The sequence below is a fragment of the Pseudomonas entomophila genome, from assembly GCF_018417595.1.
In the GTDB taxonomy this organism is placed as follows: domain Bacteria; phylum Pseudomonadota; class Gammaproteobacteria; order Pseudomonadales; family Pseudomonadaceae; genus Aquipseudomonas; species Aquipseudomonas entomophila_C.
Window position 1 is genome coordinate 984,410 of sequence record NZ_CP070982.1, and the last position, 14,304, is coordinate 998,713.

A 14,304-nucleotide genomic window follows, 5' to 3' on the forward strand; every position below is an offset into this window, starting at 1 on the left:
GGTCAGGCCAGGGCGATACGTTGCTTGAAGGTGCGGCCGATGGCGTGCACGCCGGGTTCGTAGCGCTTCTCCTCGATTGCAGCCAGCGCCAGCTCCAGCGCGGTGGCGGCGATCAGGCCGTGCTGCTGGGCCATGGCGTTGACCGGCAGCGGCAGGAAATCGAGCAACTGGTTGTCGCCGAAGGTGCCCAGCTGCAGCTGGCGCGAATCGGCCGGGCGCGCCTGGAGTGTGTCGAACACCCCTTGCAGCAGCACGTAGGAGGTGGTCACCAGCGCGTCCGGCAGGCCACCCAGCTCGTCGATCAGTTGCTGCATCAGGCGCTGGCCGCACTCACGGCTGAAGGCCTCGCCCTGGAAGCGCCGCACGTCACCGGCAAAACCTTGCAGGGCCTCGTCGAAGCCACCGGCGCGGGCCTGGCTGACCGACAGCTCTGGGCGTGCGCCGATCAAGGCGATGCTGCGCGGTTGGGTCTTGAGCAGGCTCTGGGCCAGCTGGCGGCTGGCGTCGCGGTCGTCGCTGATCACCGAGCAGAAGTGTGCCGGGTCCAGGCGCCGGTCGATGGCGATCACCGGCAGGCCTTTGGCTTGCAGCTCGCGGTAGCTGTCGTCCTCCGGTGGCAGGCAGCTGGCGACGAACAGCGCGTCGCAGCGGCGCGCGCGGAACAGTTGCTGCAACTGGCGCTCGCTGTCGGGCTGGTCGTCGCTGCTGGCGATCAGCAACTGGTAGCCACGGGCCCGGGCCCCTTGTTCCAGTTGCTTGGCGATGCGGGCGTAGCTGGGGTTCTCCAGATCCGGGAGAATGAAGCCCAGTGTGCGCGTGTGCCGGCTGCGCAGGCCGGCGGCCTGGGGGTTGGGGGTGAAGCCATGGGCCTCGACCACCGCGCGCACGCGCTCGACGGTGCTGTTGCTGATGCGCTGCTGTTCGGCCTTGCCATTGATGACGTAGCTGGCGGTGGTCACGGACACACCGGCCAGACGGGCGATATCGCTGAGTTTCACCGAATTTTCCTTGTTATTTCCGGGGCTGACTGCTTGCCTGACCGGGTAGTTTCACCCATCGGCAGGCCCGCGCGCAGACGACCATTGTCGCAATTGTCCGACAGGATGGGGCTTTTTCGTCGGAAGATTATCGAGTAACGTGGCCACTTGGTCAGATTAAACGATTCAGCACTGGAATTTTTTCTGCCGAGAAACCAGTTGTTTGCCCGCCATGCTGATCGTTCGAGCGGTATTTGGCCGCCAAATTCACAACAATACCTGGGTCGCCGACGTGGGCGCCGCAAAAGGAGAAGGTCATGCTCGAGCTTGCCGTGGAGCAGATTGCCATGGGTCAGAAGGCCGTCGACAAGGGCGAGGCGCTGGCGTTGCTGGCCGGGCGGTTGGTGGCCGATGGGCTGGTGGCCGAGGGGTATCTCGAAGGGCTGCGCGCCCGCGAGGCGCAGGGCTCGACCTTCCTCGGCCAGGGCATCGCCATCCCCCATGGCACGCCGCACACCCGTGACCAGGTATTCGCCACCGGCGTGCGCCTGATGCAGTTTCCCGAGGGCGTAGATTGGGGCGACGGCCAGATCGTCTACCTCGCCATCGCCATTGCCGCGCGCTCCGACGAGCACTTGCGCTTGCTGCAACTGTTGACCCGCGCCCTGGGCGAAACCGACCTGGCCGAGGCCCTGCGCCGGGCCAGTTCCGCCGAAGCGCTGCTCAAGCTGTTGCAAGGCGCCCCCCGCGAGCTGGCGCTGGACGCGCAACTGGTCGGCCTGGGCCTTGCGGCCGAGGATTTCGACGAGCTGGCCTGGCGCGGCGCCCGCCTGCTGCAACGCGCCGGGTGTGTCGACAGCGGTTTTGCCGCCGTGCTGCAACAAGCCGAACCACTGCCATTGGGCGAGGGCCTGTGGTGGCTGCACAGCGAGCGCCAAGTGTTGCAGCCTGGCCTGGCCTTCATCACCCCACAACAACCCCTGCGCTACCGCGACCAGCCGCTCAATGGCCTGTTCTGCCTGGCCAGCCTCGGCGCCGCTCACGAAGCGCTGCTCGAGCGCCTGTGCGAAGTGCTGATCGAAGGCCGTGGGCAGACGCTCTACCAGGCCACCAGCAGCCGCGCCGTGCTCGAAGTGCTCGGTGGCGAGGCGCCCGCCGACTGGCCCAGTGGCCGTGTGGTGCTGGCCAACCCTCATGGCCTGCATGCCCGTCCGGCCAAGGTGCTGGCGCAACTGGCCAAGGGCTTCGAGGGCGAAGTGCGGGTGCGCCTGCTCGACAGTGCCCAGCCCGCGGTATCGGTGAAGAGCCTGAGCAAGCTGCTCAGCCTGGGCGCGCGCCGTGGCCAGACACTGGAACTGATCGCCGAGCCGGCCATCGCCGCCGATGCCCTGCCGGTGCTGCTGGCGGCCATCGAGCAAGGCCTGGGCGAGGAGGTCGAGCCGCTGCCGGAGATCGTGCCGCCGACCGCCGAGCCAGCGGCCGAAGCCCTGCAGGCACCGATTCCAGGCAGCCACCTTCAAGGTGTCGCCGCCTCGCCGGGCATCGCCAGCGGCCCGGCCCACGTCTGTGTCGAGCGAGAGATCGACTATCCACTGCGCGGCGAATCCCCGGCCCAGGAACGACTGAAGCTGCGCCACGCCATCGAAGCGGTGCACGGCGACCTGCAGGCACTGGTGCAGCGCAGCGACAAGGCCATTGGCGAGATCTTCGTCACCCACCAGGAAATGCTCGCCGACCCGGCCCTGACCGACGAAGTCGAGTCGCGCCTGGCCCAGGGCGGGAGTGCCGCAGCCGCCTGGATGGCTGTGATCGAAGCCGCCGCACGCCAGCAGGAGGCGCTGCACGATGCCCTGCTGGCCGAACGCGCCGCCGACCTGCGCGATATCGGTCGCCGGGTGCTGGCGCAGCTGTGCGGCGTGCAGGACACCCCGGCGCCCGAACAACCCTACGTGCTGGTGATGGCCGAGGTCGGCCCGTCGGATGTGGCGCGCCTGGATCCGGCCCGGGTCGCCGGTATCGTCACCGCCCAGGGCGGCGCCACCGCCCACAGCGCTATCGTCGCCCGTGCCCTGGGCATCCCGGCTGTGGTGGGGGCAGGCGCGGCGGTGCTGTTGCTGGACAATGGCACACCGCTGCTGCTCGACGGCCAGCGTGGCCGAGTGGTGGTCGCACCGCCCACCGATGAACTGCAGCGTGCCCTGGCCGAGCGCGATGCCCGCGAACAGCGCCTGCAAGCCGCCTGGGCGAATCGCCATGAGCCTGCGGTCACCCGTGACGGCCACCGCGTGGAAGTGGTAGCCAACATCGGCGAAAGCAACGGTATCGACAAGGTGGTGGAGCAGGGCGCCGAAGGTGTCGGCCTGCTGCGCACCGAACTGATCTTCATGGCCCACCCCCAGGCGCCCGACGTGGCCACGCAAGAGGCCGAGTACCGCCGCGTGCTCGATGCTCTGGCCGGTCGTCCGCTGGTGGTGCGCACCCTCGATGTGGGCGGCGACAAGCCCTTGCCCTACTGGCCCATCGCGGCGGAGGACAACCCCTTCCTCGGCGTGCGCGGCGTGCGCCTGACCCTGCAACGGCCCCAGGTGATGGAGGACCAGTTGCGCGCCCTGTTGCGCGCCGCCGGCGACCGGCCGCTGCGGATCATGTTCCCCATGGTCGGCCAGGTTCACGAGTGGCGCGCGGCCAAGGCCATGGTCGAGCGCCTGCGCCGGGAGATCCCGGTCGGCGACCTGCAGGTCGGCATCATGGTCGAGGTGCCCTCGGCCGCCTTGCTGGCGCCGCAACTGGCCCGCGAAGTGGACTTCTTCAGCATCGGCACCAACGACCTCACCCAGTACACCCTGGCCATCGACCGCGGCCACCCGAGCCTGTCGGCCCAGGCCGACGGCCTGCACCCGGCGGTGCTCAACCTGATCGACATGACCGTGCGCGCCGCCCATGCCCAAGGCAAGTGGGTGGGCGTGTGCGGCGAGCTGGCGGCCGACCCGCAGGCGGTCGCCGTGCTGCTGGGCCTGGAGGTGGACGAGCTGAGCGTGTCCGCCCGCAGCATCCCTGAAGTCAAGGCCCTGGTACGCCAGGCCGACCATTCGACGGCCCGTGCCCTGGCGCGCGAGGCCCTGCGACAAGACAGCGCCGAAGCGGTCCGGGCGCTGGTGGAGCGTTATTGATAATGGCCAAGATCCTCACCCTCACCCTCAACCCCGCGCTGGACATCACCGTCAGCCTCGATCACTTGCGCCCCGGCCAGGTCAACCGCAGCCAGGCCCAGTACAGCCACGCTGCCGGCAAAGGCTTGAACGTCGCCCAGGTGCTGGCCGACCTGGGGCACGATGTCACCGTCGGCGGTTTTCTGGGCCGCGACAACCTGCAACCTTTCGAGGCGCTGATCGAGCGCCGCGGTTTCACCGATTGCTTCGTGCGCGTGCCGGGCGAGACCCGCAGCAATATCAAGCTGGTGGAAGCCGATGGCCGGGTCACCGACATCAACGGCCAGGGCCCGCAGGTGGACGAAGCGGCTCAGGCCGAATTGCTGCGCCGGCTTGCGCAGATCGCGCCCGGCCATGACGCGGTGGTGGTGGCCGGCAGCCTGCCGCGCGGCATCAGCCCGCAGTGGCTGCGCGCACTGCTGGATACCCTCAAGGCCCAAGGCCTGAAGGTGGCGCTGGACAGCAGCGGCGAAGCCCTGCGTGCCGGCTTGCAGGCGATGCCGTGGCTGGTGAAGCCGAACACCGAGGAACTGGGCGAGGTGCTGGGGCTGGCGGTGAACACCCTGGCCGAACAGCGCGCCGCCGCCCAGCAGTTGCTGGCCTCTGGCATCGAACATGTCGTGGTGTCCCAGGGCGAGCAGGGCGTGAACTGGTTCGCCAGTGGCCTGGCGCTGCACGCCCAACCCCCTCAGGTGAGCATTGCCAGCACCGTGGGCGCGGGCGACTCGCTGGTGGCCGGGATGGTCCATGGCCTGCTGCAACGCGAGCCCGCCGCAGACACCTTGCGCCGCGCCACGGCCATCGCCGCCCAGGCGGTGACCCAGGTTGGTTTCGGCATCAACGACCGTGACCAGCTGGCGCGGTTGCAAGCCGGTGTACAGCTGACAGAACAACAAGAAGAGGGCTGCTGATGAATATCGCCATTGTCACCGCCTGCCCCAACGGCCAGGTTTCCAGCGTGCTCAGCGCGCGCCTGCTGGCCGCCGCCGCCCAGCGCCGCGGCTGGAGCACCAGCGTCGAAGTGCAGGACGCCGACCACCCGGAACGCCGCCTGACCCCGGCGCAGATCGCCGAAGCCGACTGGGTGCTGGTGGTCAGCACCGGCCCGGTGGACCTGGCGCGCTTCGCCGGCAAGCGCCTGTACCAGAGCACCCCGGCCCAGGCCCTGGCGGACCGCGAAGGTTTCCTCGATGAGGCGGCGGTCAAGGCACAGGTTCAGGAAGTGACCCCGGCCGTGGCCAGCGCTGCGGTGAAGATCGTCGCGGTGACCGCCTGCCCCACGGGCGTGGCACACACCTTCATGGCCGCCGAGGCCCTGCAGCAGGCTGCCCAGGCGCTGGGCTACCAGCTCACCGTCGAAACCCAGGGCTCGGTCGGTGCGCGCAATCCCTTGTCTGGCGAAGCCATCGCCGAAGCCGACGTGGTGCTGCTGGCCGCCGATATCGAGGTGCCCACGGCCCGCTTCGCCGGCAAGCGCATCTACCGCTGCGGCACCGGCATCGCCCTCAAGCAGGCCCGCGCCACCCTGGACAATGCACTGAACCAGGCCAAGGTCGAGAGCAGCGCTGCCAGTGCCCCGCAAAAGGCCGATAAGACTGGCATCTACAAGCACCTGCTGACCGGGGTGTCGTTCATGCTGCCGATGGTGGTGGCCGGCGGCTTGCTGATCGCGCTGTCGTTCGTGTTCGGCATCGAGGCCTACAAAGAGGCCGGCACCTTGCCCGCCGCACTGATGCAGATCGGCGGCGAGGCGGCGTTCAAGCTGATGGTGCCGTTGCTGGCGGGTTATATCGCCTGGTCCATCGCCGACCGCCCGGGTTTGGCCCCGGGCATGATCGGCGGCCTGCTGGCCGGCACCCTGGGCGCGGGCTTCATCGGTGGCATCGTCGCCGGTTTTCTTGCCGGTTACAGTGCCAAGGCCATCGCCCGCTGGGTGTGCCTGCCATCGAGCCTGGAGGCGCTCAAGCCGATCCTGATCATCCCGCTGCTGGCCAGCCTGTTCACCGGCCTGGTGATGATCTACGTGGTCGGCCAGCCCGTGGCGGCGATGCTCGAAGGGCTCACGCACTTTCTCGACAGCATGGGCACCACCAACGCCATCCTGCTCGGGCTGTTGCTGGGCGGCATGATGTGCGTCGACCTTGGAGGCCCGATCAACAAGGCGGCCTATGCGTTTTCGGTGGGGTTGCTGGCCTCGTCCAGTTACGCGCCGATGGCAGCGACCATGGCCGCCGGCATGGTACCGCCGATCGGCCTGGGCATCGCCACCTTCCTGGCCCGGCGCAAGTTCGCCCAGAGCGAACGCGAGGCCGGCAAGGCGGCGCTGGCGCTGGGGTTGTGCTTCATCTCGGAGGGCGCGATCCCGTTTGCCGCCAAGGACCCGCTGCGGGTGATCCCGGCGAGCATCGCCGGCGGTGCGCTGACCGGCGCGCTGTCGATGTACTTCGGCTGCAAGCTGATGGCGCCCCATGGCGGGTTGTTCGTGCTGCTGATCCCCAACGCGATCAACCACGCGCTGCTGTACCTGCTGGCGATCCTGGCGGGGAGCCTGGTGACGGCGGTGGTGTATGCCGTGATCAAGAAGAGCGAGCAGGTGGAAATGGTCGTGGCGCCGGCGAAAGGGTAGGCCGGCAGGGCCCCGCGATGGGGCCATCAAGCGCAATGCTCAAGCCCCTGCCTTGCCCCGCAACGGCTTCAACAGGTCGCCCAACCCGTTGTGGTCGATCTCGTGCATCAACGCCAGCAACCCGCCCAGCTCGCCGGGCGGGAACCCCTTGCGGGCGAACCACGCCAGGTAGTCGCCCGGCAGGTCGGCGATCAAGCGGCCCTGGTACTTGCCGAAGGGCATGGTGCGGGTGACCAGCAGTTGCAGCGATTCGGGTTTCATCGGGCTCGGGCCTGGGCAGGGTTGGACCGCGAACCATACTGCAATCTGCACGACGACCCAAGCGGCGATCATGCAGAACGCCGCTTTTCATCGTTTGATGAGATATTTCAAGTTGTTGATTTTAAACAAATATTTTTATGTTTCATGGCTGGCATGAAGCCTGCTCCGGTACAGGTGACTTCCACCTGTCTAAGGAGTAGTTGCCATGAGCAATCCCAACAAAGACGTGATCGACGTACTCAACGACCTGATCGAATACAGCAAGGATGGCGAGAAAGGCTTCAAGGCATCCGCCGACGATGTGAAGAACCCCGAGCTCAAGGCGTTCTTCGTCCAGCGCGCCGGTGAGTGCGCCAATGCCGCAGGCGAGCTGCAGGGCGAAGTGCGTCGCCTGGGCGGTGATCCGGAAACCAGCACCAGCATCAGCGGTGACTTGCACCGTGGCTGGGTCAACCTCAAGGCGATGGTCACCGGCAAGGATGAAACCGCCGTGCTCAATGAAGTGGAGCGGGGCGAGGACCATGCCCTCAAAGCCTACAAGGAAGCTCGCGAAAAGTTGGTCAAGCTGGGGCGTAGCGTCAGCGATCCGACCTACGTGCTGGTAGAGAAGCAACTGCAGGGCGTGCAGCGCAATCATGACCAGGTGAGGGCGCTGCGTAACGCGGCGCGCGCTGGGTCTTGAACTTCGGGGCCGCTTTGCGGCCCATCGCGGCTGAAGCCGCTCCTACAGGTGGTCCGCCGTTTCTGTAGGAGCGGCTTCAGCCGCGATGGGCTGCAAGGCAGCCCCAAGCTCACATTGCCTGGTCTTGGGGGCCCTCGACCCGATTCCGACCATTGGCCTTGGCCCGGTACAACGCCTCGTCCGCATCACCTAGAAGCGCCGCCAGATCCTGCTGGGTGCCCGGGATGTGCAAGCCGATGCCCACGCTGACAGTCACCGCACGCACATCGTCACCGAACGGCGGCATCGCCTCGACGCTGCCCCGGATACGCTCGGCCAACAGCTGGGCGCCGGCAAGATCCGTCTCCGGCAGCACCACCTGGAATTCCTCCCCGCCATAGCGCGCGGCCAGGTCGGCCGGGCGTCTTATGCACAGCTCGATGGTCTTGGCCACCTCGCGCAACACGTGGTCGCCCCCTGCGTGGCCATGGCGCTGGTTGAACGCCTTGAAATGGTCCACATCCACCATCAGCACCGCCAGCGGCCGGCGATTGCGCTGGGCGCGGGCCCATTCCTGACGCAGCACCTGGTCCAGGCGACGGCGGTTGGCCAGGCCCGTGAGGCTGTCGGTGGCGGCCAGGGTCGCCAGGCCCTGCTCGGCTTCATGGCGACGGCGCAGCTCGCGGCCCAGCAGCAGGGTGAGCCAGAGAATGCCCATGCACAGCACGCCGGTGGCCACGCTGACCACGATCGCCGTGCGCCGCCACGATTGGAACACCTCGTCCGAGGAATGCACCACCAGCACGATCAGCGGCAGGTCGGCAACCCGGGCGAAGGTGTAGATGCGCTGGACGTCATGGGTGCTGGAGCGGGCCGTGAAGCTGCCGCTGCGCTCGCTGAGGATGCGTTTGAAGTTGGGGCGTTCGCTGAAGCTGGCGCCGATCAGCGGATCCTGCGGGCGGGTCGGTTGGCGCGCCAGCAACTGCCCGTCGGTGTTGAGCAGGTTGATGCTGCTGTCCACGCCGATGTCCAGGCGTTCGAACAGTTGGTTGAAGTACGACAGCCGCAAGGCGCCGGCGGCCAGGCCGAGGAATTCGCCGTTGCTGCCGGTGATTCGCCGGCTGAAGCTGATGCACCAGTCCAGGTTGCCCAGGCGCGCCTTGAACGGCGGGCTGATCAACAGGCCCATGCCGGGGTGGTCGCGGTGGGTCTGGAAGGGCACGGTGTCGGCGAAGTTGGCCTGGCGCGGGATGACGCTGGTGGAGTCGCCGACCACATCGCCTTTGTTGTCGAGCCAGAGGATGTCGCCGCGGATGGGCGCGGTGAACGCCTGGTTGAACAGGATCTGCTGGCGCAGCTTGGGCGGCACGTTGAGCAATTCCGGGTGGCGCACTGCCCAGACCAGGCCCTTGAGCGACTGGTCGTAGAGCTCGACGTTGCGCAGGATGTCGCTTTCGATCAGTTGCACGATGTTGCTCGACGAGCGCATCGCCGACTGTTCGACGCTGTCGCGCTCGCGGGCCAGCAGGTAGCTGACGATGGCCACGATGGCGAGCACGGCGAGGCAGCTGCCCAGGTTGAGGATCAGCTCGGGGTGTGACTTGTACAGGGCGGATCGTGGTGATCGGGTGGGCAACGTCATGCTCGCAACTGCATAAGCCCCGGGATCCATGGGGAGTGGGCCGGAAAGCGGCGGGCGATATTCTAGGGAAGCGGGGATTGTCGGACAAGATTAAAGGTGTTCCGCCCGACGGAAATGATTCAGTAGACCTATCGCGGGGCGTACGACAATTCTGAATCTGCAACCGAATGCTTCAGCCGAGCATTGCTTCGGACCTATCACCTCACCGTCGACGAAGTTCGGGACCACGCCGCGGTCCTGATGTCGACGATCCACAAGACCGCCGATGTCTACCTGGCGTTCAGCCCCGAAGACCGCCCCGAAGTGCTGGTGGACAACCTCTGTATCCTCGCCCAACTGCTCCAATGCCTGTTCGAACACGCCAGGTCGCAGGAGGTGGCGCCATGAGCGAAAAGCCCGAACCCGGCTACACCGCAGGCGAGGAGACCTTTCTCGAATGTTTTCGTGTTCAGCCCGGTGTGCCCTTCAGCCGGGCGTTCGATGAAATTTCGGTGTTGCAGGGCTGCATCCTGCACCTGACCACCGAGGCAGAATTCGAAGGGGATTTGCTGGCGGGGAGTGCGGCGCGAATGCTCAGCGCCATGGCCAAGGCCCTGATCAATGACCTGGAGATCAGGTTGAACAGAAACCGTTGAGGCGGGAAACGCTGTCGATGTGGGAGCGGCCTTGTGTCGCGAAAGGGCTGCGGAGCAGCCCCAGCATTCTGTGCATCACTCTGGAAGCGGGGGCCGCGTTGCGGCCCTTTCGCGACACAAGGCCGCTCCCACAAGGGCAAATGCAAACTGCTAGGCAGTTGCTCCCATAGGTGGGGGCTGCGTTAGAACACGTTCAGCGGATAATCCACGATCACCCGGAACTCGTCGTTGTCCGACACCGACGAGTACGCCGCGTTGGCCCGGTGCGTGGCATAGCGCAGCAGCACCGACAGGTCCTTCAGCTGGCCTTCCTGGAACACGTACTTCACGTCGAAGTCACGCTCCCAATGCCGGGCATTCTCGCCCTCGGGGTTGTAGAAGTTGTAGTACTGGGTGTCCTGGCTGGCCTTGGTCAGGTCGGCCTTGCCGCGCGAGTACGACAGTGTCGAGGTCAGGCCGGGGATGCCGACGCCGGCGAAGTCGTAGTTGTACTGCAGCTTCCACGAACGCTCGTTCGGCGCGTTGAAGTCCGAATACATGCGCGAGTTGTCCAGGTAGATGCTGTCACCCAGGTTGATGTAGTCGAACGGCGTGTCGCCGTTGACCCGCTGGTAGGCGGCGGTGACGCTGTGGTACCCGGCGGCCACGGTGAAGTGCACGCTCCAGGTGTTGTTGTCGATGTCGCCCAGCTTCGACTGGCCGGTGTCCTGGGTGTGGTAGAAGTGCACGCCCGGGTTCAGGCTGACCAGGTCGTTGACCTGATAGGTGTAGTCGAAGTCGGCGTAGTACTGGTTCCAGATGTCCTTCAGCTCGGCGGCGTAGACATTGGCGGTGACGCCCTCGGTGCCGCTCCACGACGCGCCGGCCCAGCTCAGGTTCTGGCTGTCCTGCTCGGGCGTCTGGTTGCTGTAGTAGGTGTTGATGCGGCGGTGGCCGCTCTGGTTGTACGGCTTGGTGAAGCTGACCTTGCCGCCTTCGAGCATCAGCCCGTCGATGCTGCGGTTGGTCACGGCGACGCCGCGGAAGGTCTGCGGCAGCATGCGGCTTTCGCCACCGGCGATCACCGGGTTGGTGAGGAACAGGTCACCGGCCTTGAACTCGGTGTCGAAGCCCTTGAGCTTGATCGCGCCGCCAGCGGTGGAGAAGGCGTGGCGCGCTTTGTCTTCCGGCGCACTTGGCAGGATCGAGGTGCCGGCGTGGCCGCCACCGCCGTCCAGCTTCAAACCGACCATGGCATGGGCGTCGAGGCCAAAACCGATCACGCCCGGCGTGTAGCCGGACTCGAAGCGGGCGACGGCACCCTGGCCCCACTCACGCTTGTCCTTGATCTGGGCATTCTTCTCGTTGCGGTTGAAGTAGGCATTTCTGAAATGCAGGTTCAGCGTGGAACCTTCGATGAAGCCATCAGCCTTGGCTTCATCGGCCTGTGCGGCCACGGGCATCGTTGCGGTCAATGCAACGAACAACGGGGTGAAACGAAACGCAAAAGACACCGGTACAAACTCCTTTGGTCAAGCGATGGGGCCGTTTTTTATTGTCGTGCCTGCAAGTTTCTTATTAGAGACGTAACAGCCGGGCTGATATTTTCGACACATAAAAAAAGCCGCTGCGGGGCAGCGGCTTGGAAAGGCTAACATATCGTCACAGGCGGTGCCCATGGTGTAGCCAAGGGAAATCTGGAGACGCGGGTGTGGCCGATCAGCTGTCGGCGTTGTCGTCGACGGACGCCTTGGAAGCGGTCTGCTGCACGTCTTTGGCAGCGTCGGCCTGGCGTGCCGCGAAGGCTTCCTGGTGAACGCTGGCAAGTTCGGCGTTACGGGCGACGAAGGCCGGGGATTCTTCCGCCATGGCCAGGGGCGACAACAACAGGGAAGACAGGACGAACACGCTGGCAATACCCATACTGTTGGACATTTGATGCAACCTTCTTGCGGGGCAAGTGCTAATGGAGACAGGGCTTAAGTTAGTCCCGTAAACACATGGGAAACAGAGGCCGTTTAGATAAGCACTGTTGCGCAAAAAGTAATGATCACGATGAATAACTTCAGATTTTTACCGCAAACCCGCGTAGTTGAGCGTTCGGCAGGTTGATACCAAAGGTATTGGCGCCGGCCTCACTTCGCACGAAAACATTGCCGCCATGCATCACGGCGATAGCCTTGACGATCGCCAACCCCAACCCATGGTTGCCACCCCCGCTGTTGCTGCGCGCCGCATCCACCCGATAGAACCGCTCGAACAGCATCGGCAGGTGCTCCTCGGCAATTGCCGGCCCCGGGTTGCTCACGGCGATGCTGACCTGTTCCTCTCCCGCCTCGATGCGCACCTGGATCACCTGGTGCGGCGCGGTGTGCTGCACGGCGTTGTTCAGCAGGTTGATCAGCGCCCGGCGCAGCTGGGCCTTTTCGAAACAGGCCTGGGCGTCGCCGCTGACGCTGACGCTGACTTGGGCATCCTCGAGGATGTAGTCGAGGTAGTCGAGGGTGGTGGCCACTTCCTCGGCCAGCGAGGCGCTGGTCAGCGAGGTGGCCTTGCTGCCTTGGTCGGCGCTGGCCAGGAACAGCATGTCGTTGATGATGCTGCGCAGGCGCTCGAGCTCCTCGAGGTTGGATTGCAGCACTTCGAAGTAGTGTTCGGCGCTGCGCCCGCGGGTCAGTGCGACTTGGGTCTGGCCGATCAGGTTGGTCAGCGGTGAGCGCAGTTCGTGGGCGACGTCGGCGTTGAAGGCTTCGAGTTGTGAGTAGGCCTGGGTGACGCGGTCGAGGGCGGCGTTGAAGGCGCCGGCGAACTGTGCCAGTTCCGGGGGCAGGTCGTGGGTCGGCAGGCGGCCGTCCAGGCGCGGCGGGGCCAGGGCCTGGGCTTCGTCCGACAGGGCTTGCAGGGGCTTGAGGCCGATGCGCGCTACCCAGTAGCCGAGCAGCGAGGCCAGCAGCACGCCGAAGGCGGCCAGGCCGACGATGGCCACCAGCAGGCTGTGCTGGGCCTGCCAGAAGGTCTCGGTGTCGATGCCGATCAGGAAGCGCAGCGGCGGGCGGTCACCCAATGCCGGCAACGCGCTGACCAGCACTTTGTACGGGTAGGGGCTGCTGGCCAGGCGCAGGTCGCGCATGCCCGGCGCGCCCTCGGCGAAGGCGCGGACCTGTTCGGTGGGGTGGCCGTATTCGAAGGCCGGGTCGCTGCTGACCACCCAGAAGCGGATACGCCGGTCTTCTTCGCTCAGCAGGTTGAGCTTGTTGTTGATCTTGGCCCAGTGCTCGGGGGTACCAAAGCGGTTGAGGGTGGATTCGAGCACGCTGAAACGAGCGTCCAGTTCGGCGGCCGGCAGCAGGTCGAGGCTGCGGTCGACCTGGCGGTACAGGGCGCTGCCGATCAGCACGAACACGGCCAGGGCCACCAGGGTGAACAGGGCCGAGAGGCGCAGGGCGATGGAGTTGCCGGGTTTGGTAGGGAGATGGCCTTGGATCATTTGCGGCTGCTCATCGGGGTGCTGTTGGTTTGGCGCGATTGCGTAGGAGCGGCTTTAGCCGCGATCACCCGCATGGCGGGTGCCAGGCACCGCGGTGCCTGCATCGCGGCTGAAGCCGCTCCTACGGATCTCTCGATCGCCTGCAAGTCACGCACGGTGCTCCAGGACATAACCCATGCCTCGAATGGTATGCAGCAGCTTGTTGTCGAACGGCCCGTCGAGCTTGGCCCGCAAGCGCTTGATGGCCACCTCGACCACATTGGCGTCGCTGTCGAAGTTGATGTCCCAGACCAGTTCGGCGATGGCGGTCTTGGACAAGATCTCGCCCTGGCGTCGGGCCAGCACGCTGAGCAGCGAGAACTCCTTGGCGGTGAGGTCCAGGCGTTGCCCCGCGCGGGTGGCCTTGCGCGCCATCAGGTCGATCCACAGGTCGGCCACCTGGATCTGCAAGGGTTCGTGAATGGCGCTGCGCCGGGTCAGCGCCTGCAGGCGGGCGACCAGTTCGAGGAACGAGAACGGCTTGCCCAGGTAGTCGTCGGCGCCTTCGCGCAGCCCATGGATGCGGTCCTCGACCCGCTCGCGGGCGGTGAGCATGATCACTGGCGTCTGCTTGCGTGCCCGCAGTGCGCGGAGTACGCCGTAACCGTCCAGGCCCGGCAGCATCACGTCGAGCACGATCACCGCGTAGTCGCCCTCCAGGGCCAGGTGCAGGCCGTCGATGCCGTCGCGGGCCAGGTCGACGGTGAAGCCCTGTTCGCTCAGGCCGCGATGCAGGTAGTCGGCGGTTTTCTCTTCGTCTTCGATGATCAGCACACGCATGGTCTTGT

General features: G+C 66.0%; 14 protein-coding genes. 6 read left to right on the forward strand and 8 right to left on the reverse strand.

Annotation, left to right across the window (positions count from 1 at the left end; all coding sequences use genetic code 11):
* Nucleotides 1–2: 2 nt before the first annotated feature.
* Together cra and JYG34_RS04345 are read right to left on the reverse strand one after the other, a co-directional pair.
* Entirely contained in the window at nucleotides 3–998 is a 996-nt protein-coding gene (cra, locus tag JYG34_RS04340; RefSeq protein WP_213659623.1) for a catabolite repressor/activator, read from the reverse strand.
* Nucleotides 999–1,149: 151 nt separating this feature from the next.
* Nucleotides 1,150–1,296: a hypothetical protein gene (locus tag JYG34_RS04345; protein WP_213659624.1), complete on the reverse strand. Its 147-nt coding sequence runs from the start codon at nucleotides 1,294–1,296 to the stop codon at nucleotides 1,150–1,152.
* On the opposite strand from JYG34_RS04345, the gene ptsP reads away from it, so the two are divergent.
* From ptsP to JYG34_RS04360, 3 genes are read left to right on the forward strand one after another with little or no spacing between them, the layout of a single operon-like run.
* Nucleotides 1,295–4,147, forward strand: a complete 2,853-nt coding sequence (ptsP, locus tag JYG34_RS04350; protein ID WP_213659625.1) for a phosphoenolpyruvate--protein phosphotransferase — start codon at nucleotides 1,295–1,297, stop codon at nucleotides 4,145–4,147. The two genes, JYG34_RS04345 and ptsP, sit on opposite strands and share 2 nt — an antisense overlap.
* A gap of 2 nt (nucleotides 4,148–4,149) precedes the next feature.
* The gene (gene pfkB / locus JYG34_RS04355) at nucleotides 4,150–5,097 is read left to right on the forward strand and encodes a 1-phosphofructokinase (RefSeq protein WP_213659626.1); all 948 of its coding nucleotides are present in this window, start codon (nucleotides 4,150–4,152) and stop codon (nucleotides 5,095–5,097) included.
* The gene (locus JYG34_RS04360; protein WP_213659627.1) at nucleotides 5,097–6,812 is read left to right on the forward strand and encodes a PTS fructose-like transporter subunit IIB; all 1,716 of its coding nucleotides are present in this window, start codon (nucleotides 5,097–5,099) and stop codon (nucleotides 6,810–6,812) included. The genes pfkB and JYG34_RS04360 overlap by 1 nt, the downstream gene beginning before the upstream one ends.
* 39 nt (nucleotides 6,813–6,851) lie before the next feature.
* Here the strand turns inward: JYG34_RS04360 and JYG34_RS04365 are convergent, their stop codons facing one another.
* Nucleotides 6,852–7,073 carry a DUF3820 family protein gene (locus JYG34_RS04365; protein ID WP_213659628.1) on the reverse strand — a complete coding sequence of 74 codons (222 nt, stop codon included), beginning with the start codon at nucleotides 7,071–7,073 and terminating at the stop codon, nucleotides 6,852–6,854.
* Nucleotides 7,074–7,278: 205 nt separating this feature from the next.
* Here JYG34_RS04365 and JYG34_RS04370 point away from each other — a divergent pair, with 205 nt between their 5' ends.
* Nucleotides 7,279–7,755 (forward strand): ferritin-like domain-containing protein, encoded by a 477-nt coding sequence (locus JYG34_RS04370; RefSeq protein ID WP_213659629.1) that lies wholly within the window; start codon nucleotides 7,279–7,281, stop codon nucleotides 7,753–7,755.
* Nucleotides 7,756–7,864: 109 nt separating this feature from the next.
* Here JYG34_RS04370 and JYG34_RS04375 read toward each other — a convergent pair whose 3' ends face one another.
* Nucleotides 7,865–9,370 carry a sensor domain-containing diguanylate cyclase gene (locus JYG34_RS04375; RefSeq protein ID WP_213661112.1) on the reverse strand — a complete coding sequence of 502 codons (1,506 nt, stop codon included), beginning with the start codon at nucleotides 9,368–9,370 and terminating at the stop codon, nucleotides 7,865–7,867.
* Between the two features lie 189 nt (nucleotides 9,371–9,559).
* Between JYG34_RS04375 and JYG34_RS04380 the strand changes: the two genes are divergently transcribed.
* Both JYG34_RS04380 and JYG34_RS04385 read left to right on the forward strand, forming a co-directional pair.
* Nucleotides 9,560–9,763, forward strand: a complete 204-nt coding sequence (locus JYG34_RS04380) for a hypothetical protein (RefSeq protein ID WP_213659630.1) — start codon at nucleotides 9,560–9,562, stop codon at nucleotides 9,761–9,763.
* Nucleotides 9,760–10,011 (forward strand): DUF3077 domain-containing protein, encoded by a 252-nt coding sequence (locus JYG34_RS04385; RefSeq protein WP_213659631.1) that lies wholly within the window; start codon nucleotides 9,760–9,762, stop codon nucleotides 10,009–10,011. The genes JYG34_RS04380 and JYG34_RS04385 overlap by 4 nt, the downstream gene beginning before the upstream one ends.
* Before the next feature lie 182 nt (nucleotides 10,012–10,193).
* Here JYG34_RS04385 and JYG34_RS04390 read toward each other — a convergent pair whose 3' ends face one another.
* The 4 genes from JYG34_RS04390 to JYG34_RS04405 form a co-directional block, all read right to left on the reverse strand.
* Nucleotides 10,194–11,453: an OprD family porin gene (locus JYG34_RS04390; protein WP_434011675.1), complete on the reverse strand. Its 1,260-nt coding sequence runs from the start codon at nucleotides 11,451–11,453 to the stop codon at nucleotides 10,194–10,196.
* Between the two features lie 256 nt (nucleotides 11,454–11,709).
* Entirely contained in the window at nucleotides 11,710–11,925 is a 216-nt protein-coding gene (locus tag JYG34_RS04395; protein ID WP_213659633.1) for a hypothetical protein, read from the reverse strand.
* Nucleotides 11,926–12,055: 130 nt separating this feature from the next.
* Nucleotides 12,056–13,477, reverse strand: a complete 1,422-nt coding sequence (locus tag JYG34_RS04400) for a heavy metal sensor histidine kinase (RefSeq protein ID WP_213659634.1) — start codon at nucleotides 13,475–13,477, stop codon at nucleotides 12,056–12,058.
* A gap of 147 nt (nucleotides 13,478–13,624) precedes the next feature.
* Nucleotides 13,625–14,296, reverse strand: a complete 672-nt coding sequence (locus JYG34_RS04405) for a heavy metal response regulator transcription factor (protein WP_213659635.1) — start codon at nucleotides 14,294–14,296, stop codon at nucleotides 13,625–13,627.
* Nucleotides 14,297–14,304 lie beyond the last annotated feature (8 nt).

Coding starts and splice junctions, on each gene's coding strand:
- ptsP (WP_213659625.1), top strand. CDS start 1,295: ATGCTCGAGCTTGCCGTGGAGCAGATTGCCATGGGTCAGAAGGCCGTC.
- JYG34_RS04345 (WP_213659624.1), bottom strand. CDS start 1,296: ATGACCTTCTCCTTTTGCGGCGCCCACGTCGGCGACCCAGGTATTGTT.
- pfkB (WP_213659626.1), top strand. CDS start 4,150: ATGGCCAAGATCCTCACCCTCACCCTCAACCCCGCGCTGGACATCACC.
- JYG34_RS04360 (WP_213659627.1), top strand. CDS start 5,097: ATGAATATCGCCATTGTCACCGCCTGCCCCAACGGCCAGGTTTCCAGC.
- JYG34_RS04365 (WP_213659628.1), bottom strand. CDS start 7,073: ATGAAACCCGAATCGCTGCAACTGCTGGTCACCCGCACCATGCCCTTC.
- JYG34_RS04370 (WP_213659629.1), top strand. CDS start 7,279: ATGAGCAATCCCAACAAAGACGTGATCGACGTACTCAACGACCTGATC.
- JYG34_RS04385 (WP_213659631.1), top strand. CDS start 9,760: ATGAGCGAAAAGCCCGAACCCGGCTACACCGCAGGCGAGGAGACCTTT.
- JYG34_RS04390 (WP_434011675.1), bottom strand. CDS start 11,453: ATGCCCGTGGCCGCACAGGCCGATGAAGCCAAGGCTGATGGCTTCATC.
- JYG34_RS04395 (WP_213659633.1), bottom strand. CDS start 11,925: ATGTCCAACAGTATGGGTATTGCCAGCGTGTTCGTCCTGTCTTCCCTG.
- JYG34_RS04400 (WP_213659634.1), bottom strand. CDS start 13,477: ATGATCCAAGGCCATCTCCCTACCAAACCCGGCAACTCCATCGCCCTG.
- JYG34_RS04405 (WP_213659635.1), bottom strand. CDS start 14,296: ATGCGTGTGCTGATCATCGAAGACGAAGAGAAAACCGCCGACTACCTG.